The sequence below is a fragment of the Xanthomonas sp. NCPPB 2586 genome, from assembly GCF_041475775.2.
Taxonomy (GTDB): Bacteria; Pseudomonadota; Gammaproteobacteria; order Xanthomonadales; family Xanthomonadaceae; genus Xanthomonas; species Xanthomonas campestris.
The window spans coordinates 1499780-1522251 of the sequence record NZ_CM192981.1 but is presented as its reverse complement, the minus strand read 5'-3'; the positions used below and the strand labels follow the sequence as shown (position 1 = coordinate 1522251).

At 65.1% G+C, this 22472-nt stretch carries 20 protein-coding genes, 1 other RNA gene and 1 riboswitch; of the genes, 12 read left to right on the top strand and 9 right to left on the bottom strand.

All coding sequences use genetic code 11. The features are described from left to right. The first annotated feature begins 20 nt into the window (after window positions 1-20). The 3 genes from ACCQ09_RS06365 to ACCQ09_RS06355 are packed head-to-tail and all read left to right on the top strand — an operon-like array spanning window position 21 to window position 1838. Window positions 21-698 (top strand): YceI family protein, encoded by a 678-nt coding sequence (locus ACCQ09_RS06365; RefSeq protein WP_040940901.1) that lies wholly within the window; start codon window positions 21-23, stop codon window positions 696-698. Next, on the top strand, window positions 695-1258 hold the full coding sequence (locus tag ACCQ09_RS06360; protein WP_040940900.1) for a cytochrome b: 564 nt from the start codon (window positions 695-697) through the stop codon (window positions 1256-1258). Before ACCQ09_RS06365 ends, ACCQ09_RS06360 begins: the two co-directional genes overlap by 4 nt. Before the next feature lie 10 nt (window positions 1259-1268). Next, a complete protein-coding gene (locus ACCQ09_RS06355; RefSeq protein ID WP_011037976.1) occupies window positions 1269-1838 on the top strand; it encodes a YceI family protein in 570 nt (189 codons plus the stop codon). Window positions 1839-1912: 74 nt separating this feature from the next. Here ACCQ09_RS06355 and ACCQ09_RS06350 read toward each other — a convergent pair whose 3' ends face one another. Further along, the gene (locus tag ACCQ09_RS06350) at window positions 1913-2149 is read right to left on the bottom strand and encodes a glutaredoxin family protein (RefSeq protein ID WP_011037977.1); all 237 of its coding nucleotides are present in this window, start codon (window positions 2147-2149) and stop codon (window positions 1913-1915) included. Window positions 2150-2235: 86 nt separating this feature from the next. On the opposite strand from ACCQ09_RS06350, the gene ACCQ09_RS06345 reads away from it, so the two are divergent. Continuing rightward, a complete protein-coding gene (locus tag ACCQ09_RS06345; RefSeq protein WP_040940899.1) occupies window positions 2236-3618 on the top strand; it encodes an L-serine ammonia-lyase in 1383 nt (460 codons plus the stop codon). A gap of 20 nt (window positions 3619-3638) precedes the next feature. Here the strand turns inward: ACCQ09_RS06345 and ACCQ09_RS06340 are convergent. Beyond that, window positions 3639-3716: non-coding RNA, sX9 sRNA (locus ACCQ09_RS06340), on the bottom strand. A gap of 495 nt (window positions 3717-4211) precedes the next feature. Here ACCQ09_RS06340 and ACCQ09_RS06335 point away from each other — a divergent pair. Next, a complete protein-coding gene (locus ACCQ09_RS06335; RefSeq protein ID WP_040940898.1) occupies window positions 4212-5207 on the top strand; it encodes an alpha/beta fold hydrolase in 996 nt (331 codons plus the stop codon). Between the two features lie 282 nt (window positions 5208-5489). On the opposite strand, the gene ACCQ09_RS06330 is transcribed toward ACCQ09_RS06335, so the two are convergent. Genes ACCQ09_RS06330 through metX form a run of 3 tightly spaced genes read right to left on the bottom strand, consistent with a single transcriptional unit; the run spans window position 5490 to window position 8820 of the window. Continuing rightward, window positions 5490-6578, bottom strand: coding sequence for a homoserine dehydrogenase family protein (locus ACCQ09_RS06330; protein WP_012437746.1), 1089 nt, complete (start codon window positions 6576-6578; stop codon window positions 5490-5492). Next, complete coding sequence (locus ACCQ09_RS06325; protein WP_012437745.1) at window positions 6575-7792, bottom strand: O-succinylhomoserine (thiol)-lyase; 1218 nt, start codon at window positions 7790-7792, stop codon at window positions 6575-6577. Before ACCQ09_RS06325 ends, ACCQ09_RS06330 begins: the two co-directional genes overlap by 4 nt. Then, the gene (gene metX / locus ACCQ09_RS06320; RefSeq protein WP_016944138.1) at window positions 7789-8820 is read right to left on the bottom strand and encodes a homoserine O-succinyltransferase MetX; all 1032 of its coding nucleotides are present in this window, start codon (window positions 8818-8820) and stop codon (window positions 7789-7791) included. Before metX ends, ACCQ09_RS06325 begins: the two co-directional genes overlap by 4 nt. A 71-nt stretch (window positions 8821-8891) precedes the next feature. Next, window positions 8892-9012: riboswitch (SAM riboswitch) on the bottom strand. Window positions 9013-9151: 139 nt separating this feature from the next. On the opposite strand from metX, the gene ACCQ09_RS06315 reads away from it, so the two are divergent. The 4 genes from ACCQ09_RS06315 (at window position 9152) to ACCQ09_RS06300 (ending at window position 14489) form a co-directional block, all read left to right on the top strand. After that, entirely contained in the window at window positions 9152-10042 is an 891-nt protein-coding gene (locus ACCQ09_RS06315) for a M23 family metallopeptidase (protein ID WP_016944139.1), read from the top strand. 115 nt (window positions 10043-10157) lie between these two features. Beyond that, a complete protein-coding gene (locus tag ACCQ09_RS06310) occupies window positions 10158-11762 on the top strand; it encodes a peptide chain release factor 3 (protein ID WP_011037984.1) in 1605 nt (534 codons plus the stop codon). A 75-nt stretch (window positions 11763-11837) separates the two neighbouring features. Continuing rightward, entirely contained in the window at window positions 11838-12482 is a 645-nt protein-coding gene (trhA, locus tag ACCQ09_RS06305) for a PAQR family membrane homeostasis protein TrhA (RefSeq protein WP_011037985.1), read from the top strand. 42 nt (window positions 12483-12524) lie between these two features. After that, window positions 12525-14489 carry an AsmA family protein gene (locus ACCQ09_RS06300; protein ID WP_040942265.1) on the top strand — a complete coding sequence of 655 codons (1965 nt, stop codon included), beginning with the start codon at window positions 12525-12527 and terminating at the stop codon, window positions 14487-14489. A 9-nt stretch (window positions 14490-14498) separates the two neighbouring features. On the opposite strand, the gene ACCQ09_RS06295 is transcribed toward ACCQ09_RS06300, so the two are convergent. Genes ACCQ09_RS06295 through mtgA form a run of 3 tightly spaced genes read right to left on the bottom strand, consistent with a single transcriptional unit; the run spans window position 14499 to window position 16682 of the window. After that, window positions 14499-14927, bottom strand: coding sequence for a CBS domain-containing protein (locus tag ACCQ09_RS06295; RefSeq protein WP_040942264.1), 429 nt, complete (start codon window positions 14925-14927; stop codon window positions 14499-14501). Then, entirely contained in the window at window positions 14887-15930 is a 1044-nt protein-coding gene (locus ACCQ09_RS06290; protein ID WP_040942263.1) for a glycosyltransferase family 2 protein, read from the bottom strand. Before ACCQ09_RS06290 ends, ACCQ09_RS06295 begins: the two co-directional genes overlap by 41 nt. Window positions 15931-15941: 11 nt before the next feature. Continuing rightward, window positions 15942-16682 carry a monofunctional biosynthetic peptidoglycan transglycosylase gene (gene mtgA, locus ACCQ09_RS06285; protein WP_040940897.1) on the bottom strand — a complete coding sequence of 247 codons (741 nt, stop codon included), beginning with the start codon at window positions 16680-16682 and terminating at the stop codon, window positions 15942-15944. 72 nt (window positions 16683-16754) lie between these two features. Between mtgA and hslO the strand changes: the two genes are divergently transcribed. The 3 genes from hslO to ACCQ09_RS06270 all read left to right on the top strand — a co-directional run bounded on the left by hslO (window position 16755) and on the right by ACCQ09_RS06270 (window position 21648). Then, entirely contained in the window at window positions 16755-17645 is an 891-nt protein-coding gene (gene hslO / locus ACCQ09_RS06280) for an Hsp33 family molecular chaperone HslO (RefSeq protein ID WP_040940896.1), read from the top strand. Between the two features lie 155 nt (window positions 17646-17800). Beyond that, window positions 17801-18634 (top strand): XOO1806 family protein, encoded by an 834-nt coding sequence (locus ACCQ09_RS06275; protein WP_016944143.1) that lies wholly within the window; start codon window positions 17801-17803, stop codon window positions 18632-18634. A 242-nt stretch (window positions 18635-18876) separates the two neighbouring features. Beyond that, on the top strand, window positions 18877-21648 hold the full coding sequence (locus ACCQ09_RS06270; protein WP_016944144.1) for a TonB-dependent receptor: 2772 nt from the start codon (window positions 18877-18879) through the stop codon (window positions 21646-21648). Window positions 21649-21742: 94 nt separating this feature from the next. On the opposite strand, the gene ACCQ09_RS06265 is transcribed toward ACCQ09_RS06270, so the two are convergent. Beyond that, entirely contained in the window at window positions 21743-22351 is a 609-nt protein-coding gene (locus ACCQ09_RS06265; protein WP_040940895.1) for a TetR/AcrR family transcriptional regulator, read from the bottom strand. Window positions 22352-22472: the final 121 nt, after the last annotated feature.

Below are 22472 nucleotides of genomic sequence, written 5' to 3'. Positions count from 1 at the left end.
GATGTGTCTAGAATCCGCCCATGACGCCTCTCGCCCGCCTGCTGGCCTTCCCTGCCCTGGTCCTGACCAGCCTCGCCGCCACCGCCGCGCCGGTGCGCTACGCGCTGGATCCGGTCCACACCCGGGTGCTGTTCGCGGTGGAACATGCCGGGTTTTCCAAGGCTCTGGGCACGGTATCCGGCAGCAGCGGCACCCTGGTGTTCGACGCGGACGACTGGGCGGCGGCAACGCTCGAGGTCACCGTGCCGCTGCGACGCGCGGACCTGGGCGATGCGAAATGGAACGAGGCCACCCTGGCACGCAACCTACTCGACGCCGAGCGCTTTCCTGACGCGCATTTCGTCTCCACCAAGGTCGAGGCCAGCGATGCGACCCACGCCAAGGTCACCGGCAACCTCACCCTGCACGGGGTCACCCGGCCGGTCACGCTGGACGTCACCCTCAACGCGCTCAAGCGGCATCCGTTACCGCCATTCCGCCGCACCGCCGGCTTCTCGGCCACGGCCACGCTCAGCCGCGCCGCGTTCGGCGTGGATGCCTGGAAGTCGATGATCGGCGACACCGTCGAGCTGCGCATCGAAGCCGAGGCCGTCCGCGAAGGCCGCGCCGACAGCGACGACGATGCCGGCAAGACCACCGAGCCCGCCGCGCCGGAGCAACCCGCGCCAGCGACCACCGATACGGAGAGCGGCCGATGAGCCTGAAGAATGTGGAGCGCTGGGGCGGCGTCAGCCAGACCCTGCACTGGTTGATCGCGCTGCTGATCCTGGTGCTGGGCATCGTGGGCCTGACCATGGGCGAGCTGCCCAAGACGCCCAAGTATTTCTGGGTCTACACCGCGCACAAATCCGTGGGCCTGACCGTGCTGGCCCTGGTCATCGCCCGCTTGGGCTGGCGGCTGTATGCCGGCGCCCCGCCACCGGTGCCGGGCACGCCAAGCTGGCAGGAGCGCATCGCCGGGTTCACCCACTGGCTGCTGTACGCGATGATCTTTGCGATGCCGCTGTCCGGGTGGCTGTACGACTCCACCAGCGGGCTGCGCCCGTTCCGCTGGTTCGGCCTGTTCAACATGCCCAAGCTCAGCGCACCGGACGAGCAGCTGCGCGCGGTGTCGCACGCCGTGCACGAATGGGGCTTCTGGCTGTTGATTGCCGTGGTCCTGGCGCATGCCGGCGCCGCGCTTTACCACCATCTCTTCCAACGCGATGCCACGCTGACGCGCATGCTGCCGCGTGGCTGGCTCTCCCCCAAACCGTAAAGGATGTCGCATGTCTTCCAGGCTGTTTGCCTCCCCCCTGCTGGTTGCGTCCGCGCTGGTCGCCACCTTCGCCGCCGCCCCGGTGCTGGCCGCCGACTATGTCCAGGCGCCCGGCTCCTCGCTGGTGTTTGCCAGCAAGTACGACGGCGAAGTGTTCACCGGCACCTTCCCGGGCTTCGACACCACGCTGAGCTTCGATCCCGCCAACCTGGCCGGCGCCAAGCTCGATGTGCGCATCCCGCTGGCCGGTGCCAAGAGCGGCAACGGCGACCGTGATTCCACCCTGCAGGGGCCGGATTTCTTCAACGTGGCCAAGTTCGCCACCGCGCGCTACCACGCCGAGAAATTCCGCGCGCTGGGCGGCAACCAGTACGCCGCCGACGGCACCCTGGAGCTGCGCGGTGTCAGCAAGCCGGTCACGCTGACCTTCACCTGGACGCCCGGCGCGCAGCCGGTGCTGGCCGGCAAGGCCACCGTCAAGCGCCTGGACTTCGGCGTGGGCGGCGGCGACTGGACCGATACCAAGACCATTCCCAACGAAACGGCAATCAGCACCAAGGTGGTGTTCAAGGCGAAGTGACGCGCCACCGGCCGCACCAGGACGCGGCCACTGAACGGCGGACTACCTCGTCGGGTCCGCCGTTTTTTTATGTCTCATGCATGGGGTGCAGCGTCCAGCCAGGCGCGCAGACGTGGCGCATCGAATGGCCAGTCCAGCTCACGCCCCATCGGGTCGCGCAACACCGGCACACGCAGACCATAAGCGGACTCTAGCGCCGCATCGTCGTCGATGAACACGCTGAAGAACGCGCCTGCGCGCGCCTGGGCCAGCGCTTCCACGGCCTGGTCGCAGAGGTGGCAGTCGTCGCGCTGGTAAAGGGTCAGGGCCATGCGGGGGGTCTCATGCTGCGCTGCAGCCGTGCTGCAATCGCCAAGCGCTTAGAATAGCGGGCTTCTTGCTCACCTCTCCGGCACGCATGGCTGTCAGTACGTTCGACCTGTTCAAGATCGGTATCGGTCCGAGTTCCTCGCATACCGTGGGACCGATGCGCGCCGCCGAGCGCTTCGTCCACCGCTGGTTACTCGATACCGGCCGCTTGCAGGAGGTGACGCGTCTGCGCGCAGAAGTCTTCGGCTCGCTGGCATTGACCGGGCGCGGCCATGGCACCGACAAGGCCGTGCTGTTGGGGCTGGAAGGGCATCGCCCGAACCTGATCGACCCGGATGTCATCCCCGCCACGCTTGAGCGCATCCGCAGCAGCAAGCGCATCAACCTGATGGGCCAGCACGCAATCAGCTTCGACGAAAAGCGCGACCTGCCGATGAACAAGCGGCAGAAGCTGCCGTACCACACCAACGGCATGCGCTTCACCGCCTACGATGCAACCGAAGCGGTGATTGCCACGCGCGATTACTACTCGGTGGGTGGCGGTTTCGTGGTCAACCAGGACGACGCCGCCGACGACCGCATCGTGGCCGACGAGACTCCGTTGCCCTACCCGTTCCTCAGCGGCGACGAGCTGCTGGCACAGTGCGCGCGCAGCGGCCTGAGCATTGCGCAACTGATGTTCGAGAACGAAAAGAGCTGGCGTAGCGAAGACGAGATCCGCGCCGGCCTGCGGGAGCTGTGGAACGCCATGCAGTCGTGCGTGGCACGCGGCATTCGCGAAGAAGGCACCCTGCCCGGCGGCCTGAACGTCTCGCGCCGTGCGCCCGCGCTGTACCGCGAGCTCTCCTCCAAGCCCGAAGCGGCGATGCGCGACCCGTTGACCACGCTGGATTGGGTCAACCTCTACGCACTCGCGGTCAACGAAGAAAATGCTGCCGGCGGCCGCGTGGTCACCGCGCCCACCAACGGTGCAGCCGGCATCATTCCCTCGGTGCTGCATTACTTCGATCGTTTTTGCCCGGGCGCTTCGGAACAACGCATTTTCGACTTCCTGCTCACCGCAGCGGCAATCGGCATCCTGTACAAGGAAAACGCCTCGATTTCCGGCGCCGAAGTGGGCTGCCAGGGCGAAGTGGGCGTGGCCTGCTCGATGGCCGCCGGCGGCCTGGTCGCCGCGCTCGGCGGCAACCCCGGGCAGATCGAGAATGCAGCGGAAATCGGCATGGAGCACAACCTCGGCCTGACCTGCGACCCGATCGGCGGGCTGGTGCAGATCCCCTGCATCGAACGCAACGCGATGGGGGCAGTGAAAGCCATCAACGCCAGCCGCATGGCCATGCGTGGCGACGGCAAGCACAAGGTGTCACTGGACAAGGTCATCAAGACCATGCGCGACACCGGCCGCGATATGCAGGACAAGTACAAGGAAACCAGCCGTGGCGGGCTGGCGGTGAATGTCATCGAATGCTGAGCCAGTGCGTGGTTTAGAGCGGCTAACAAAACGTAGCGAGCAGTCGTCAGGTGGGTGCGGACGGCGCTGAGGAACCGGAGTGTACGTGGGGGGTACATGCCGATTCCGAGCACCGGCCGCGCCCGCCTGGCGGCTGCGCAGTCGTTTTGATCGCTGCTCTTAGTGCGTGCGTGACACAAGACCGGCCATCATTTGCTGGACGCAAGCGGTGACCGGTTGGACAACATGACAGTACTACGCGCGGACGCTGCGCTTGTTCCAAGCAGCGGCCGTACGGCACCGCGGCGCGCCGTGGATACGTTGATCGCAATCGCCCGCGTGGTGCGCGTGGCACCGTGTTGCCCTCGCACGCGTCTGCGATGCTTCTTTTATTTCTCCACTCGCCTGTTCTGACAAGCGCGCGTCAAATCGCGATGGTCAGCGCGACGCTAGCTGCCAACCAAACCGTTGCTCGACAGTTCGATCCAGGTACAGCCGCGACGCCCGTGTACAGCGCAAGCGTTGGGTGGCGCTCAGTAGCGGCCGCCACGTGCTGTACGCGCTCACCACAGCGCGCTGTGTAGCCTTGCGGCATTGCTCACCTGGAGATCGCGATGCGACACCTTGCCTGCTCTCTCGCCCTGGCGCTGGCCTGCGGCCCGCTGATGGCCCAGGAGGCCAGTTACGGCCCTCGCCTGGAAGGCTTCGATTACCCATATCCAGTGAAAACTTACGCCTTTACGTCGCAACAGCAGGCGCTGGAGATGGCGTACCTGGATGTTGCGCCAACGGGCAAAGCCAACGGGCGCACCGCCGTGCTGCTGCACGGCAAGAATTTCTGCGCCGCCACCTGGGAGCAAACCATCGCCGCACTGAGCAAGGCCGGCTACCGCGTGATCGCGCCGGACCAGGTGGGCTTTTGCAAATCCAGCAAACCGGCCGCCTATCAGTTCTCGTTCGCACAGCTCGCCGACAACACGCATGCCCTGCTGCAGAAGCTCGGTCTCCAGCGCGCCGTGGTGGTTGGGCACTCGATGGGCGGCATGCTCGCGATCCGCTATGCACTGATGTACCCGCAAGCGACCGAGCACCTCGCGCTGGTCGACCCGATCGGGCTGGAAGACTGGAAGGCCGAAGGCATTCCGTGGCGCAGCGTGGATGCCTGGTACGACAATGAGCTGAAGATCAGCTTCGAGCGCATCAAGAAGTACCAGATGGACGTGTACTACGCTGGCCAATGGAAGCCGGAATTCGAGCGCTGGGCGCGCATGCAGGCCGGCATGTCGCTGGGCCGCGGCAAACAGGCCGTGGCCTGGAATCAGGCGCTGACCTACGACATGGTGTTCAATCAGCCGGTGGTCTATGAGCTGCCCAAGCTCGCCGTGCCAACCACGCTGTTCATCGGGCTCAAGGACCGCACTGCCATCGGCAAGGACACCGCACCGCCAGCGGTGAAGGCGCGCGTGGGTGACTACACCAAGCTGGGCAAACGCGCCGCCGAGGCCATTCCGAATGCCACGCTGGTCGAATTCGCCGACCTGGGACATTCGCCACAGGTGCAGGATCCGGTGCGCTTCAATTCTGAATTATTGAAGGCGATTTCCCGCTAGCCAGTTGCGGCGCGCAGACTCTGACATGCGCGCCGCCTGCCAGCTCCAGGCGCGTGCGCGATCACCACGCGCCTAACGCCGATTGGGAACACGTGGTTTAGCGCGCAAATCCAATTCTGTCAGAAGCATTCCACGGGGGCTGTCTGCGGTCACCCACGCGCTGCCCCAGCTTGCCCGCACCGCAGGAGCCGACAGCGCAGCGGCGACACCGCACGGGCCGAACCGCAGCATCCTTCGCACGCGACAGCACCAACAAGACGTCGGGTGCGAAGCACCGCAACCTCAGCCAGCAACGATCCGCAGCACATCGTCCAGCAACGCCGCCGCGGTCACTTCGGCACCGGCGCCCGGCCCTTGAATCAACAGCGGCTGGTCGCGGTAGCGATCGCTGCTGATGGCGACACGGTTATCGGTGCCCGCGCCGCCCGCCAGCGGGTGGTCCAGGGCCAATTCGCGTAAGCCCACGCTTGCCCCATGCCCGTCCACGCGGCCGACGAATCGCAGGCAGCGGCCCGCGGCGCGGGCCTGCTGCCAACGTGTCTGCACCAGCGCGTCGAGTGTTTCCAGGTGCGCATCCACCGCCTCCGGCCCCACGGACGCCAGCGCGGCAGGCACCAGCGATTCCACATGCACCTGCTCGGCTTCCAGTGGTTGCCCGGCCGCACGCGCCAGGATCAGCAATTTGCGGCGCACGTCCTCACCGGAGAGATCGATGCGCGGATCGGGCTCGGTGTACCCGGCCGCCATCGCTTCGCGGACGCACGCCGAGAACGGCGTACTGCCATCGTAGCGATGAAACAGCCACGCCAACGACCCCGACAACACCCCTTCGATCGAATGAATCTGGTCGCCGCCGGCCACTAGTGCACGCACGCTGCTGAGCAAGGGCAGCCCAGCACCCACGGTGGCACTGTCGCCGTAATACGCGCCACTGGCGTGACGCGCGGCATACAGGTCCTGCGCACGCGACAACGCCGTGCCCTGGCCCAGCTTGTTGGCGGTCACTACATGCACGCCGCGGGTCAGCCACTCCACGTGCCAGTCCGCCACCACGTCGCTGGCGGTGGCATCCACCAGCACATCGCCGGCGCGCAGCGCAGTGGTTTCTGCCCACGGCTGCAGCTCCGCACGGCCACGCGGCGCCGCGTTGGCCAGCTGCAGTGCCTGCTCTGCGCCAGCACCACAGTCGTGGGCGATGCGCGAGTTGGCCAGCCAGTCAAAGCGCGGCAGGCGCAACTGACGTTGCTGCAAGGCGGTATAGCGCGTCACGAAGGCACGCCCCACCGTGCCGGTGCCCAACAGGGCGAGCCGCGGTGTGGGCGTCACGGCAGCCACCGGCGAACGGCGCGAGACAGGCAGCACGGCGCTCACGCGTCGACCTGTTTGCGCGCGACCGCGCTCACCGCGGCTTCCGCACGTGCCAGGCCGGCGCGCAGATCGACCAGCAGATCCTCAGCGGATTCAATGCCCACCGACAGCCGCAACAAGCCATCGGAAATACCGGCCGCAGCGCGCGCTTCGGCGGTCATCGCCGCGTGCGTCATCGAGGCCGGATGCGCAATCAGGCTCTCCACGCCGCCCAGCGATTCGGCCAGGGTGAAATAACGCAGCCCGTCGACGAACGCACGCACCGCCGCCTCACCGCCATTGAGCTCGAAGCTGATCATCGCGCCGAAGCCCTTCTGCTGGCGCGCCGCCAGCGCATGGCCAGGATGCGATGCCAGCCCGGGGAAATACACCTGGTTCACTGCCGCGTGTTCGTCCAGCAGCACCGCGATCGCATCGGCGTTTTCCTGGTGCACCCGCAGGCGGGCATCGAGCGTGCGCAGCCCGCGTAAGGTCAGGAACGCGTCAAACGGCGATCCGGTCAGGCCCAGCGCGTTGGCCCACCACACCAGCTGCTGGTGCAGCTCCGCATCACGCGCGATCACCGCGCCACCCACCACATCGCTGTGGCCGTTGACGTACTTGGTGGTGGAATGCAGCACCACATCGGCGCCAAATTCCAGCGGCTTTTGCAGCGCCGGCGACAGGAAGGTGTTGTCCACCACGGTCAGCGCGCCCACCTTGTGCGCGGCCTCGATGACAAAGCGCAGATCTGTGATGCGCAGCAACGGGTTGGACGGGGTTTCGATCAGTACCAGCTTGGGCGACTGCGCCAATGCATCAGCCAGCGAGCGCGGGTCGGTGAGGTCGGCGGTGATCAAGGCGAAATGGCCCTTCTTGGCCAGCGCGTTGAACAACCGCCAGCTGCCGCCGTAGGCATCGTGCGGCACCACCAGGGTGTCGCCGGGCTGCAGCAAGGCATTGAGCACCAGGTTGATCGCGCCCATGCCGGTGGAGGTGATCACGCCGCCGGCGCCGCCTTCCAGTTCGGCCAAAGCTTCGCCGAGCAGGTCGCGGGTGGGGTTGCCGCTGCGGGTGTAGTCGTACTGGCGCTTGTTGCCGAAGCCGTCGAAGGAGAAGTTCGACGACAGCACGATCGGCGGCGTCACCGCGCCGTAGGCGGTGTCCCGGTCGATTCCGGCACGGACGGCGGCGGTGGCAGCGCTACAGGGCGCGTCGGCAGGGTCACGAAAGCTCATGCGGTTTCTCCGGTCGTGCGAAGGGCAGTGGTGAGGATCGCGTCGATGCGATCGATTTCTTTGAGGAAGGCGTCATGGCCGTAGGGCGAGCGCAGCACGCGCAAACTGCCGCGCGGGCCCAGCCCTTCGACCAGGCTGACCAGATCGGCCAGCGGCACCAGGCGGTCGCCTTCCACCGCAACCACCACCGTGGGCACGGCGACCGCGGCCGGGTCGATGCGGTGCAGGTCGATGGACTCGGACAGGCGCAGATAGGCGTTCACCGGCGTGCGCGCCACGTATTGGGCGCCAGCGGCATCCAGATAGTCTTCGGCGGCCACGCGCACGCGGCCATTGATCACTTCCGGCGGCGCATCGAAGCGCTCGCTGAATTCTTCCGGGGTGCGGTAGCTCAGCATCGCGAACTGGCGTGCCAGGGCGAGCCCGTGGTGCTCGGCGCATTGCAACTGGCCAAGCGCCACCGCGCGCCGCTGCAGGGCACGCCATGCGGCGGCATACGGATGGGCGCGATGCGCACCACTCACCGCAACCAGCGTGTGCAGCCGCGCCGCATGTCGGCTGGCGAATTGCAGGCCGACCAGCGCGCCGTAGGAATAACCGACAAAGCCGTGCAGGCGCGCGATGCCCAGCGCATCCAGCAGTGCGGCGATTGCATCGGCTTGGTCGGCGGTGTCGATCGGCGCATCCAGGCTGCCGTCGGCCCCGAGGAAATCGAAGGCCAACAGTCGGCGCGACGCCGGGTCCAGCGCGCGGCCGGCACCGACCAGCCCCTCTACCCAACCTTTCTCGGGGAACACAGCGCTGGCAGCGAGATGGCGATGGGCTGAAATTCCGCCCGCCACGAACACCACCGGCGCCTGCTCCGCGCCAACCAGTTCGTAGCGCAGGCGCAGCTCGCGTTGGCCGGCGTGGCACATCGGTAGATTGATGACGAGCTCGCCGCGCACGGCAGGCGGGGCGTCGCTATCAGCGGCGGGCGTGTAGGTGTCAGCGGTGGTGAGTGGCGATGCTGTGGTCACGAGGCTCATGGCGATATCCGGGGTGGATCGGCCATCGAGCTTCGCGGGAGCTCGCGTTCGACGTGCAGAGGGCACGATTCGAACCATCTTTCGGCGGACGCGGAGGTCCCCGCAGGATTTGGCACCAAACGCGTGCGCTTGCGCGCTCCGCTGGCTGCCCCGGCATCAAAGGGCCTGTCCCTCCGCCGGTCTCGATGGTGAGGCTACGATGCCACCGCCTTTTTGCGATGTCAATCTCTTCATGCGGATGGAAAGATATATTTTCATCCGATACCACCTGGCTGTGATGGACCGCATACTTGCGCCCCTCTCGCCCGACCTCGACTGCAGTCGCTCGCCCATGCTTCGTGCCGCCGTTTCCGCCGTCATCCTGCTGTTGTGCACCCCCGCGGCGCCTGTCGTCGCGCAGCTGCGCTGGCATTGGCCTGGCGCAGCGGCAACGGGCGCAATGCCACCTGCAAGTGCGTCGCAACGCGCCGAAACCACTGCCGCACCGGGCCCGGCCCTGCAGCTCGAATGGCAGGCGCCGGTGTATCTGGCCTGGGCCGTCAATCCACTGGACGGCCCGGCCGAAGTGCGCCTGAGCGCACCGCCCAGCGCCGACTACCGCGCCGTGCCGCAGCTTCCGTTGGTGCAGTTGCTGGGCGCGCGCGAACGGCGCCTGCTGGCCCGCGTGTACCCGGTCAGCCAGCGCAGGACCCTGGACGGGCTCGGCCTGCGGCTGGAGGTGGTGCCCGGCGACCCGCAGGCGCAACTGCAGGAAGCGCGCTACCAGTTGCCGTTCCGCGATGTGCCGATCCAGGTGGACCAAGGCTATGGCGGTCAGTACAGCCACAGCGACGATCCCAACTGGTATGCCATCGACTTCGCCCTGCCCGCCGGTACCCCGGTGCTGGCCGCCCGCGACGGCGTGGTCATGGAGATCCAGCAAGGCGCCGACGAAGCCGGCCCGCATGGGCCGGACGCCGGCGGCGGCAACCTGGTGCGCCTGCTGCATGCCGATGGCAGCATGGCGATCTACGCCCATCTGGCTCCGACGGGCGTGCTGGTGCACCCCGGCCAGCGCCTGCGTAGCGGCGAGCGGCTCGGCAGCGCCGGCAGCACCGGCTTCAGCACCGCGCCGCACCTGCATTTCGCGGTGCAACGCAATGTCGGCCTGCGGCTGATCTCGCTGCCATTCCGGATGAGCGGCCCACAAGGCGAGCTGCACTTCCCCTCGCCCGCGCCCTGACGCGTGCCGCCAGCGCCAGCCAGGCGCCCTGGGCTACCGCTGGCCGGCGCACCGAAGCCGCTATAATCACCGGCTTCCTCAGTTTCCACAGGCGTCCGACCGGGCGCGCCCCCTCATGTCCGAAGTCTCCAACGAAGCCGCGCGCCGCCGCACCTTCGCCATTATTTCCCATCCAGACGCCGGCAAGACCACGCTGACCGAAAAGCTGCTGCTGTTCGGCGGCGCGATCCAGATGGCCGGCTCGGTGAAGGGACGCAAGGCTGCCCGCCACGCCACCTCGGACTGGATGGCGCTGGAAAAAGAGCGCGGCATCTCGGTGACCTCCTCGGTGATGCAGTTCCCGTACGAGGACAAGATCGTCAACCTGCTCGACACCCCCGGCCACGCCGACTTCGGCGAGGACACCTATCGCGTGCTGACCGCGGTGGACTCGGCGCTGATGGTGATCGACGTGGCCAAGGGCGTGGAAGAACGCACCATCAAGTTGATGGAAGTCTGCCGCCTGCGCGACACCCCCATCATGACCTTCATCAACAAGCTCGATCGCGAAGGCAAGAACCCGATCGACCTGCTGGACGAAGTGGAAACGGTGCTGGGCATCCAGTGCGCCCCGGTCACCTGGCCGATCGGCATGGGCCAGCGCCTGAAGGGTGTGGTGCATCTGATCACCGGCGAAGTGCACCTGTACGAGCAGGGCCGCAACTTCACCCGTCAGGACTCCACCATTTTTCCCTCGCTCGATGCACCGGGTCTTGCCGAAAAGATTGGCACGCAGATGCTGGACGAACTGCGCGAGGAGCTGGAACTGGTGCAAGGCGCCAGCAATCCGTTCGACCTGGATGCCTACCGCGCCGGGCAGCAGACGCCGGTGTTCTTCGGCTCGGGCGTCAACAACTTCGGCGTGCAGCCGTTGCTGGATTTCTTCGTCGAGCACGCACCGCCGCCGCAGGCACGCGATACCACCGGCCGCCGGGTCGAAGCGGTCGAGCCCAAGTTGAGCGGCTTCGTGTTCAAGATCCAGGCCAACATGGACCCGCAGCACCGCGACCGCGTGGCGTTCATGCGCGTGTGCTCGGGCAAGTTCACCGCCGGCATGAAGGCATTGCACGTGCGCAGCGGCAAGGACGTGAAGCTGGCCAACGCGCTGACCTTCATGGCCTCCGATCGCGAGATCGCCGCCGAAGCGTGGCCGGGCGATGTGATCGGCATCCACAACCACGGCACCATCTCCATCGGCGATACCTTCACCGAAGGCGAATCGCTGTCGTTCACCGGCATTCCCAACTTCGCGCCGGAATTGTTCCGCCGCGCACGCCTGCGCGACCCGCTCAAGCTCAAGCAGTTGCAGAAGGGCCTGGCACAATTGTCCGAAGAAGGCGCCACGCAGTTCTTCCGCCCGCTGATGAGCAACGACTTGATCCTCGGCGCGGTCGGTGTGCTGCAGTTCGACGTGGTGGCCTACCGGCTCAAGGACGAGTACGGCGTGGATGCGATCTTCGAACCGGTGAGCGTCACCACCGCACGCTGGGTGCACTGCGACAACCCCAAGAAGTTGGAAGAATTCCGCGAGAAGAACGCCGGCAATCTGGGCATCGATGCGGCCGGGCAACTGGTGTATCTCGCACCCACCCGGGTCAACCTGCAACTGGCCCAGGAACGCGCGCCGGACGTGCGCTTTTCCGCAACGCGCGAACACGCCTACGCCACGGCGGTCGATTGACCGCCACTTGAATCGCCACAAGCCAGCGCCACCGCTGGCGATGCGATTTGCGCGCGGTTACGGTACCTTTTGGGCATGAATGCAGATGCCCCCCCCTCCACCGACCTGCGCGATGAAATCGCCAGTGCGGTGACCCACGGCCTGGGCGCGATCGCCGCACTGGCCGGTGGCTCGGTCCTGATCACCCTGGCCGCGATCTACGGCGATGGCTGGCAGCTGGCCACCACCATCGTTTTCAGTGCCACGCTGATCCTGCTGTATGTCGCATCCACGCTGTTCCATGCCATCCCGCACGTGGGTGCCAAGGCCCGCCTGCAGGTGCTCGATCACTGCGCGATCTATCTGCTCATTGCAGGCACCTACACGCCGTTTATGCTGATCAACCTGCGTGGGCCATGGGGCTGGAGCCTGTTCGCTGCGATCTGGACCATTGCCGCAGCGGGCGTGATCTTCAAGCTGTTTTTCACCGGCCGCTTCCGGCTGTTGTCGACCATCCTTTACCTGGCAATGGGCTGGCTGATCATCGTGGCGATCAAGCCGCTGCTGGCGGCGGTCGACACCTGGTCTCTATGCTGGCTGCTCGCCGGCGGGCTCTTCTATACGTTGGGCACCTACTTCTACCAACGCGACACGCAGCGCTATTTCCACGCCATCTGGCATCTGTTCGTGCTCGCCGGCAGCGCTTGCCACTTTGTGGCGGTGACCGCGCAAATCGTGTGACCGATGGCGCGTTCGCGCGCCGTGCACGAGGCTTCGCCAACCATGGGTCGGGTGACTACCCCGACAGCTTCCATCGCCGCCCGCCCTTCCCGCCAACCACGCCGACGCCGCTGGTTGATCGGCACCGGCATCGTGCTGGCACTGATCGTGATCCTGGTGCTGGTGTTCGACTGGAACTGGTTGCGCGGCCCGGTGGAGCGCGCAGTCAGCGCCAAGACGGGGCGCGAATTCCACCTGGGCCATCTGGATGTGGATCTGGGCCGCATCGTCACCGTGCGCGGTGAGCAGCTGAGCCTGGGCAATGCTGCATGGTCCAAACGCGGCCCCATGGCGCAGATGCGCTCAGCCGAAATCGATGTCGAATTCTGGCCATTGCTGCGCGGCAAGGTGCGCCTGCCGGAGATCCGGCTGGAGCACACCAAGGTGGTACTGGAAGCCGGCGACGATACCCACCCCGGCAACTGGGTGTTCGAGACCAGCGGTGGCGATGGCACCCTGCCGCGATTGGGCCGGTTGCTGGTGCAGGACGGCCGGCTGCAGTACATCGATGCGGCCAACAAGTCTGACGTGGACGTCGCCATCAACAGCCTGGCACCACCGCGCAGCGATCAGCGCGCCGCGCCGATCGGCATCGACGGCAAGGGTCGCTGGAAGGGGTATCCCTTCACGCTCAAAGGCAATACCGCCTCGCCGCTGGAGCTGAGCCAGACCGAGCACCCGTTCCGGATCGACCTGCGCGGCAGTGCCGGGGCCACCCGCACCCACGTGCGCGGCACGCTGACCAATCCGTTTCAGTTCCAGGTGTTCGACCTGCAGATGGCATTGAGCGGCCAGGACATGGAGGACCTGTATCCGCTAACCGGCGTGGCGATTCCCTCCACCCCGCCGTACACGCTGGATGGCCACCTGCGCCGCAACGGCGATATCTGGCGCTACGAAGATTTCACCGGCAAGGCCGGCGATAGCGATCTCTCAGGCACCGCCGAAGTGGATCTGCGCAACAAGCGCCCCTTCCTGCGCGCCGATCTGGCCTCCAAACGCCTGGATTTCGACGACCTCGCCGGGTTTGTCGGTGCACCGCCCAAGACCGGCGCCAACGAATCGGCTAACGCCGAGCAAAAGAAGCGGGCAGCGCAATTGGCCGCCGACACCCGCGTACTGCCCGACACGCCCTATGACCTGTCCAAATTGCGGGCGATGGATGCGCAGGTGCGCTGGCGCGCGCAGCGCATCAATACACCGTCATGGCCGCTGGACGACATGGATGCATCGCTGCGCTTGAAGGATGGATTGCTGCAGCTGGATCCACTCAATTTCGGCATGGCGGGCGGCGATATCCGCTCCACCATCCGCATGGACGCACGCAACCCGGTGATTTCCACCCAGCTGCAGGCCGCGATTCGCGGTATCCGCCTGGACAAGCTGTTTCCCGATGCCACCCTGGCCAAGCAGGCGTCTGGCGCAATCGGTGGCGATCTGGATCTGAAAGGACGTGGCAACTCGATCGCCGCCATGCTCGGTACCGCCGACGGCTCGATCGGTGTGGGCATGGGCCGCGGTCACGTGGGCAACCTGATCATGGAACTGGCCGGCCTGGATATTGCCGAATCGCTGAAATACCTTGTCACCCGCGACCGGCAGATTCCGGTGCGCTGCATCTTCGGCGACTTCGGTGTGCGCGATGGCGTGATGCAATCGCGCGCGCTGGCATTCGACAGCACCGACACCATCATCATCGGCGAAGGCAGCATCAGCTTGAAGGACGAGCAGCTGGATCTGCTGCTGCGCCCGCGCCCGAAGGATCGCAGCATCCTCAGCCTGCGCTCGCCACTGCGGATCGGCGGGACCTTCAAGGACCCGTCGTTCCGCCCGGATTTCAAGGCGCTGGGCGTGCGTGGCGCCATCGCGGTTGCACTGGGCAGCATCGCCCCGCCCGCTGCCCTGCTGGCGACCTTCGAACCCGGCCCCGGCAAGGACAGCGACTGCGGCGGCAAGTACGCGCAGTAACGCCTCGCCTCAGCTGGAGATGTAGCGCTGCAACTGATCGATGTCCTGTTGCTGCGCTTCGATCACCGCCTTGACCAGATCGCCGATGGAGATCACGCCCTGCACCCGGCCGTTATCTACCACCGGCAGATGCCGGAAACGCCCATCGGTCATCAGCTGCATGCAGTGCTCGACCGAGTCTGCGGGCGACACCGTCACCACCGCGTGGCTCATGATCTCGGCTACGCTGGTGCTGGACGAGGAACGGTCCCGCAACACCACCTTGCGCGCGTAATCCCGCTCGGACACGATGCCGACCAGGCGCTCGCCCTCCATCACCAACACCGCACCGATGCTCTTGTCGGCCATCAGACGGATGGCCTCGATCACCGCGGCGTCGGCCGCGACGGAAAACACCTCAACCTGCTTCATCCCCAACAGCTGCCGTACCGTTTGCATGGCCTGCTCCGCGATTGGACTGGTCGCCCGAGGATACTCCCGCCACGCCGCGATACGTGTCGATCAGATACAGCGGCCGTTGCTTGGCCTCGTCGTACAGGCGCCCCAGGTATTCGCCGATCATGCCCAGCGCGATCAGCTGGATGCCGCCCAGGAACAGGATGATCGACATCATGGTCGGCCAGCCGGGCACCGGATCGCCCATCAGTGCCGCCTTGACGATCACCCAGCCACCAAACACGAACGCCACCAGCGCTGTCAGCATGCCCAGGTAGGTGGCCGCGCGCAGCGGCACGGTGGAGAAGCTGGTGATGCCGTCCAGCGCGAAATTCCACAGCCGCCACACCGTGAACTTGCTGCGCCCCGACAGGCGCGGTGCGCGCCGGTACGGGAGCGCCACCTGGCGAAATCCCACCCAGCCAAACAGGCCTTTCATGAAACGATGGCGTTCGCGCAATTGCTGCAGCGCCTGCACCACCCGAGGCGAGAGCAGCCGGAAATCACCGGTGTCGGCAGGAATCGGCGTTCGCGACAATTGCCGGATCACCCGGTAGAACGCATGCGCGGCCGCACGCTTCAACCAGCTCTCGCCTTCGCGAAACACCCGCGTGCCGAAGATGTTGTCGTACCCGGCGCGCCACAACGCGACGAACTCGGGAATGAGCTCCGGCGGATCCTGGCCATCGGCGTCCAGCAGCACCACCGCGCCCGGCAGCACATGGTCCAGACCGGCCGAGATCGCCACTTCCTTGCCGAAATTACGCGACAACCGCACTGCGCTGACCTGAGCATCGGCATCGGTGAGCGCCTGCAGCACCTGCCAGGTGTCGTCGGTGCTGCCATCGTCGACATACAGCACGTGCGTCTGCACGCCGCTCAGGCCAGCCAGGACACCCTGCAGGCGCGGGTGCAGCAACGGGATGCTGGTCGCTTCGTTGAAGGCGGCAATCACCACGGTCAGGCGTTCCGCGGTGAGCGGAGCGTTCTGATCGGCCGGCAGCATCGCGGTCGCGCTCATGGCGCCTGCAGATAGCCGGGGCCACCCAACTGGCGAGCCTGGCGCTGGATCCACGCAGTGCGGCGCTGCACATAGGCGCCGGGGCGGCGTGCGTCATAGCGGCGCGGCGATGGCAGTACCGCTGCAAGACGCGCCGATTCGGTCGGCGTCAGCCGCGACGCATCCTTGCCCCAGAATTGCCGCGCAGCTGCTTGCGCGCCGTAAATTCCGTCGCCGAATTCGGCCACGTTCACATACATCTCCAGGATGCGTTGCTTGGGCCAGAACAGCTCGATCAGCAGCGTGTACCAGGCCTCCAGCCCCTTGCGCACCCAACTGCGGCCTTGCCACAGGAACACGTTCTTGGCGACCTGCTGACTGATGGTGCTGGCGCCGCGCACGCGGCCACCGCGCGCGTTGTAGTCGCGTGCCTTCTCGATCGCCTGTAGATCGAACCCATGGTGAGACGGAAACTGCTGGTCTTCGGCGGCCACCACCGAAATCGGCAGGCTGGGCGCGATCTCGTCGAGGTCGCGCCACTGATGGTGCAGCGAGAACCCCGCCTCACCCTCGCCCCAGGCCTCCAGGTAGCGGCCCACCATCACCGTGCTGATGGGCGGGTCGATGATGCGCAGCGCCAACACCTGCAGCACGCTCGCTGCAGCGAACAGCAACGGTGCCGCCAGCACCCAGCGCAGCCAGCGCCGCGCCCGACGCGGTGGCCTGACCTGCTTGTCATCCAATCCGTCCGTCCCCATTGTTCGCTACGACCTTCATCCCGATGCCTGCCGCATTATCCGGCACTGGCGTCCCTTACGTCCGACGCCCTCATGACCGATCACGATCAGCTTTCCCGTTTCCTGTTGCCTGCCGCCGGCGTGCGTGGCGTGCATGTGCGTCTGACCCAGGCCTGGCGCGACATCCAGGGCACTGCCCACTACCCGCCATTTGCACGCCAGTTGCTTGGCGAAGCCGCAGTCGCGTCCGCGCTGTTCACCGGCCACACCAAGGTGGACGGCCGGCTGTCGGTGCAGCTGCGCGGCAATGAGCGCCTGCGCACGCTGTTTGCCGAATGCACCGCCGCCGGCACCTTGCGCGGCATCGTCCAGATCGCCGACGGCACCGATGCGCCCACCGATCTGCGCGAGCTCGGCGACGACGCCCTGCTGGCCATCACCATCGAGAACCCCGGCCTGGACCCGCGCGAACCGCAGCGCTACCAGAGCCTGGTCGGCATGCAGGCGCCGGATCTGGCCGAAGCGTTCGAAACCTACTTCCTGCAGTCCGAGCAGCTGCCCACCCGCCTGCTGCTGGCCGCCGGGCCAGACCAGGCTGCTGGCCTGCTGCTGCAAAAGCTGCCCGGCGACGAAGGCGACACCGACGGCTGGACCCGCGTGGGCGCCCTGTTCGACACCCTGGGCGCCCCGGAACTGCTTTCGGTCGCCGGCGAAGACCTGCTGCATCGTCTATTCCATGAAGAAGCGCCCGAATTGGTGGGCAACAAGGCGCTAAGCTTCGGCTGTTCTTGCTCACGCGAGCGCGTCGCCGCCATGCTGCAGTCGCTGGGCGAAGACGAAGCGCGCGCGGCAGCGGAGCCGACTGGGGAAGTCGAGGTGCGGTGCGAGTTCTGCGGGCGTGAGTATCACTTCCCGTTGACCGAGCTGGACGTACTTTTCAGCGAAGCGCAGCCATCGCAGGATGCGCCAGAACGGTTGCAGTAGAGAGCATCTGGCAAGCGACGTTCTGGGGAGAGCGAGGACTTGTTAAATATTCATAAACACCCTAGCATCCCCACTGCCCGCTATCGGGAACTTAACACCTGCCTCTGGGTCTGAACTCTGGTATGCGACATCTTCTGCGCCTTCCGCTCGCTCTCTTGGTTGCCCTCGCGGCAGCCAGCGGCGTGCACGCGCAGTCGGCAGCCCAGATCCGTGAAAGCACCATCTTGCCGGTATGGAACAAAGGCAGCGGCAAGGTCGAAGCCTTCCTCTACCTGGAACCGACCGGCGAGCAGAAGGCCGGCGCGCGCTGGCATTTCGGGCGTAATTCGCTCGATGCCGCGTTCGGCCTGACCTCCGGCGATTCGCTCGGCCTGCTGTGCAACAGCAGCCGCGGCACCAATATCAGTGGCCTTGCCAGCCATTGCCTGCTCGCAGGTATCGGCGATGACGAAGAAGACAGCGCGGCCGCGTCGCGCCGCGTGTCGGCCACGCTGGGCTTCAACCGCAATGGCGCACGCGCCGGTGTGACTGCGGGGACCGGCCGCGACACCCTGCCCTCCTGGCTGATCGGTGCCGGCAAGGCCCCACTAACCCGCGTGGAGCAGAACGATCTCACCGTCTTCGGCCAGAAGAACATCGGCCGCGAAGGCTTCGTGTCCATCGGTGGCACCTACGCCCGCGCCCGCTTGGTGCCGCTGGCCGACGTCTCGCCGGCCATTGCCGACCAATGGGACAGCAAGACCCTCAGCGTCGGCGGCGGCTACGGCGCCTTCAGCGCCAATGTCATCGGGCGCGTGGTCGACGTCCCCGGCCAGCCGGAAAAGTGGGAAGGCCTGGGCCTCGGCCTGACCTGGCGCACCCCCTGGAGCGGCCAGCTCACGGTCGGCGCGGAGAACGTCATTTCCCGCGGCAAGAACCCGTTTGCCCCGAACAACGAGAGCAACAGCGACGGGACCATCCCGTACGTCAGGTATGAGCAAGACCTGTAAGCCTCTGATTCTGAAGAAGAATTTAACAACGCCACCGGTCACCAGCCGGTGGCGTTTTGCGTTGTGGCCGACCGTTCGTCGCCCTATTTCACGTCTTTCTTCTTTTTCATTAACGGGACTTTAATTCCTGACGCAACGGATATACCATCGGTTCACCCTGACGTTTTGGATCCGCTTCTTCGGATCCCCCGCCGGGCCAACAAACCCTTGGCAGTACCCAAGATCACTTGGAGAGAGAGCTAATGAATTGCAAGTCCAACAAGCTGCGCGATGCAGTTGTCCTCGCGCTTGTCGTGGGCGTCGGCGGTACTGGTACCGCCATCGCTCAGGAAGCCGGTACCACTAACCTCGACAAGATCGAAGTCACCGGCTCGCGCATCAAGAGCGCAGACATCGAAACGTCGCAGCCCGTGCTGACGCTGACCCGTCAGGACATTGACAAGCAGGGTGTCACCTCTGTCGCGGATGTTCTGCAGCGTGTAGCGGCCAATGGCGCGGCTCTGAACCGTACGTTCAACAATGGTGGCGACGGCAGCTCCGGCATCGCGCTTCGTAACCTTGGCAGCGCACGCACCCTGGTGCTCGTCAATGGACGTCGCTGGACCACTGGCCTGGACGGCAGCGTCGACCTCAACACCATCCCGACCGCCATGGTCGAGCGCATCGACATCCTGAAGGATGGCGCCTCGACGATCTACGGCTCGGATGCAATCGCCGGCGTGGTGAATATCATCACCCGCAAGAACTTCGACGGCGCCGAAGCCGGCGTCAACGTTGGCCAGTACAGCGACGGTGATGGTCAGCGTCAGGCGTACGACTTTACGTTGGGCACCACCACCGACCGTGCGACTTTGATGGTTGGCGCCTCCTACGTGAAGGAAGATTCGGTGATGGCTGGCGATCGCGAGATTTCCGCCGGCGGCCCCCCGTTCTTCAGCGGCCAGAGCGGAACGGGTTTTCCCGGCTCGTATGTCCGCAATGGTTCGCGTCGTATCCTCATCAATGGTGTTGAAACGCCGTACGTTGCTAACGTGCACGGCTACAACACCGCACCGGACAACTACCTGCTGACTCCGCAGGAGCGCACCTCGCTGTTCACCCAGGGTAGCTTCAACTTCACGGACAACGTGACGTTCCGCACCGAGGCGATGTACAACGAGCGCAAGTCCGAGCAGCTGCTGGCCGCAATGCCGGTTACTGGCCTGACTCTCAGCGCAGATAGCCTCTACAACCCGTTTGATCAGAACCTGACCAGCGTCAACCGTCGCTTCATCGAAACCGGTGGCCGCTCGTTCAATCAGAACGTCAAGAACTGGCATTTCTACGGTGGCCTGGAAGGCTTCTTTGAATTTGCTGATCGCAGCTTCGATTGGGACGTGGGCTATCGCTACGACAAGTCCGACGAGAATGTTCTGACCTATGGTCTGTTCAACCTCGCCAACCTCAACAACGCTTATGGCCCTTCAGAACTGCGCAATGGTGTTCCGGTCTGCGTTTCGGGCCCGGGCGGCGACGTGATTCCGGGCTGCGTGCCCGTCAATCCGCTTGGACCGCGTGGCTCGATCACTCAGGACGCACTGGACTACACGAGCTTCACCGCGCATGACTCGTCCATGGTCGAGTCCAAGGGTTACACCGCCAACATCAGCGGCGAGCTCTTCACCCTGCCGGCTGGCCCCCTGGGTTTTGCAGCAGGCTATGAATACCGCAAGGAAAGCGGCCAGTTCGACCCCGACGCATTCATCGCCGCGGGCTTGAGCACCGGTAACGGCGCACGTCCTACCGCGGGTTCCTACAGCCTGGACGAGTTCTACCTCGAACTGTCGGTTCCGGTGCTGGCCGATCTGCCTGGCGCTCAGTTGCTCGACTTCAGCCTGGCGACCCGCTATTCCGATTACAGCAACTTCGGCGATACCGTGAACAACAAGTTCGGCTTCCGTTGGAAGCCCATCCAGGACTTGATGATCCGCGGTAACTACAGCGAAGGTTTCCGCGCTCCGAGCATCAACAATCTGTTCGCAGGCAACTCCGATTCGTTCGAAACCTATGCCGATCCATGCTCGAGCCAGTCCGGCCAGCTGAGCAACCCGGTCGTGGCGCAGAATTGTGCGGCAGCAGGCGTTCCTGCGAACTTCGTGCAGCCGGGCGCTGGCAATGGTGCCAAGCAGACGCTTGAGCCCTTCACCTGGACGTCCAACGACCAGCTGCAGCCGGAAACGTCGACCAGCCGTACGCTGGGCATGGTCTTCAGCCCGAGCTTTGCGCAGGGCCTGAATATCAGCCTGGATTGGTGGCAGATCGAGATCGAAAACGCAATCACGCGTCCGGAATCGCAGTTCATCCTGGACAAGTGCTACGGCGGCAGCGCAGGTGAGCAGGCCGAGTACTGCGCGCTTGTAACGCGTGATCCGAATTATGCGGATGGCGCTTACACCGTTACGAACATCAACATGCCGCTGCTGAATCTAGCCTCCTACAAGGTGGAAGGCTGGGATCTTGCGGTGAACTACCGCCTGCCCGAAACGGCGATCGGCCAGTTCACGATCAGCTGGGATTCGACCTATCTGTCCAGCTGGGAAACCAAGGCAACTGCGGATTCCGAGCTTGAGCAGTTCCAGGGTCGCTATTTGAATCAGGACCCTTACTGGCGCATCCGCTCCAATCTGTATGTCGACTGGTCGCTTGGCGACTTCGGCATCAACTGGGGCCTGCGCTATAAGTCCGGCATGGCAGAAGCTTGCCCGTTGTCGACGGCGCTGGCGCAAGCCTATTGCTCCGATCCTGACCGCGTCACGGCTGATGGCGCTGAGCCGCGCAATCACATCGGTGCCACGACGTACCACGACATCCAGGTTCGTTACAGCACTCCCTGGAATGCCACGGTTTCGGTTGGTCTGAACAATGCCTTCGACAAGGGTCCGCCGGTCGCTTACAGCACTTCGGCAAACCGCTTCGATCCGCAGTACGACGTCCCGGGCCGCTACATGTACATGCAGTACCGTCAGCGCTTCTGATAGTTCGAAGCTTCGGTAAGAAAAACTACGGCCCCATTTGGGGCCGTAGTTCTATCTGCTCGTATCGTTGATCGATGCCACCAGATGCGTTGAATTACCCCGGAATCAACGTCTGAATCACATGCTCGACGTAGGCTTCGAAATCTTCGCGGGCCTGCTTGGGTTGCTGCAGTTGCAGCGAGAGTTGTAGAAAGCCGACGTAAGCAGCGTAGGCCAGGCGGGCGCGGTGTTGGGCGTCGGTGCGGCTGAGGCCGGCTTGGCGGAACGAGGCGATCAGGTAGTCGAGGCGGCGCTGCGAGACACGGTCGATGACCGGGCGTACTGCGGGGTGATCCAGCGCCTTGAGCAACTCGCTGTAGATCACATGCGGCTTGACCTCGTGCGCAACCAGCTGGAACAGCGCGCGCAGGCGAGCGCTTGGGTCGGGCACGTCCTCCAGGCTGCCGAACACTTCTTTCTGTTCGAAGATTTCCCAGCGTTCGAGTGCGGCCTGCAAGAGTGCGTCGCGCGAGGGGAAGTGCCAGTAGAAGCTGCCCTTGGTGACGCCCAGACGGCGCGCCAGCGGTTCCACTGCAACGGCGCCAACGCCTTGTTCGGCAATCAGATCCAGCGCAGCCTGCGCCCAATCGTCGGCGCTGAGGCGGTTGCTGCGGCCGGAACTGGCGCGGGGAGTGGCAGGGCTGGATTCGGTGATGTCGTTCATTGTGACGATTTAACCATACGCTCGGGTCGGTTGCAGTATGCGCCATCTGCCGATAACGCAAAGCGCGGCAATTCAACGGTTTAACCGTCCATACCAGGGAGTATTGACACCACCCGGGCGG

Coding starts and splice junctions, on each gene's coding strand:
- ACCQ09_RS06270 (WP_016944144.1), top strand. CDS start 18,877: ATGAATTGCAAGTCCAACAAGCTGCGCGATGCAGTTGTCCTCGCGCTT.
- ACCQ09_RS06345 (WP_040940899.1), top strand. CDS start 2,236: ATGGCTGTCAGTACGTTCGACCTGTTCAAGATCGGTATCGGTCCGAGT.
- ACCQ09_RS06300 (WP_040942265.1), top strand. CDS start 12,525: ATGGGTCGGGTGACTACCCCGACAGCTTCCATCGCCGCCCGCCCTTCC.
- ACCQ09_RS06295 (WP_040942264.1), bottom strand. CDS start 14,927: ATGCAAACGGTACGGCAGCTGTTGGGGATGAAGCAGGTTGAGGTGTTT.
- ACCQ09_RS06325 (WP_012437745.1), bottom strand. CDS start 7,792: ATGAGCTTTCGTGACCCTGCCGACGCGCCCTGTAGCGCTGCCACCGCC.
- trhA (WP_011037985.1), top strand. CDS start 11,838: ATGAATGCAGATGCCCCCCCCTCCACCGACCTGCGCGATGAAATCGCC.
- ACCQ09_RS06365 (WP_040940901.1), top strand. CDS start 21: ATGACGCCTCTCGCCCGCCTGCTGGCCTTCCCTGCCCTGGTCCTGACC.
- ACCQ09_RS06335 (WP_040940898.1), top strand. CDS start 4,212: ATGCGACACCTTGCCTGCTCTCTCGCCCTGGCGCTGGCCTGCGGCCCG.
- hslO (WP_040940896.1), top strand. CDS start 16,755: ATGACCGATCACGATCAGCTTTCCCGTTTCCTGTTGCCTGCCGCCGGC.
- ACCQ09_RS06290 (WP_040942263.1), bottom strand. CDS start 15,930: ATGCTGCCGGCCGATCAGAACGCTCCGCTCACCGCGGAACGCCTGACC.
- ACCQ09_RS06355 (WP_011037976.1), top strand. CDS start 1,269: ATGTCTTCCAGGCTGTTTGCCTCCCCCCTGCTGGTTGCGTCCGCGCTG.
- ACCQ09_RS06350 (WP_011037977.1), bottom strand. CDS start 2,149: ATGGCCCTGACCCTTTACCAGCGCGACGACTGCCACCTCTGCGACCAG.
- ACCQ09_RS06265 (WP_040940895.1), bottom strand. CDS start 22,351: ATGAACGACATCACCGAATCCAGCCCTGCCACTCCCCGCGCCAGTTCC.
- mtgA (WP_040940897.1), bottom strand. CDS start 16,682: ATGGGGACGGACGGATTGGATGACAAGCAGGTCAGGCCACCGCGTCGG.
- ACCQ09_RS06315 (WP_016944139.1), top strand. CDS start 9,152: ATGCTTCGTGCCGCCGTTTCCGCCGTCATCCTGCTGTTGTGCACCCCC.
- metX (WP_016944138.1), bottom strand. CDS start 8,820: ATGAGCCTCGTGACCACAGCATCGCCACTCACCACCGCTGACACCTAC.
- ACCQ09_RS06310 (WP_011037984.1), top strand. CDS start 10,158: ATGTCCGAAGTCTCCAACGAAGCCGCGCGCCGCCGCACCTTCGCCATT.
- ACCQ09_RS06360 (WP_040940900.1), top strand. CDS start 695: ATGAGCCTGAAGAATGTGGAGCGCTGGGGCGGCGTCAGCCAGACCCTG.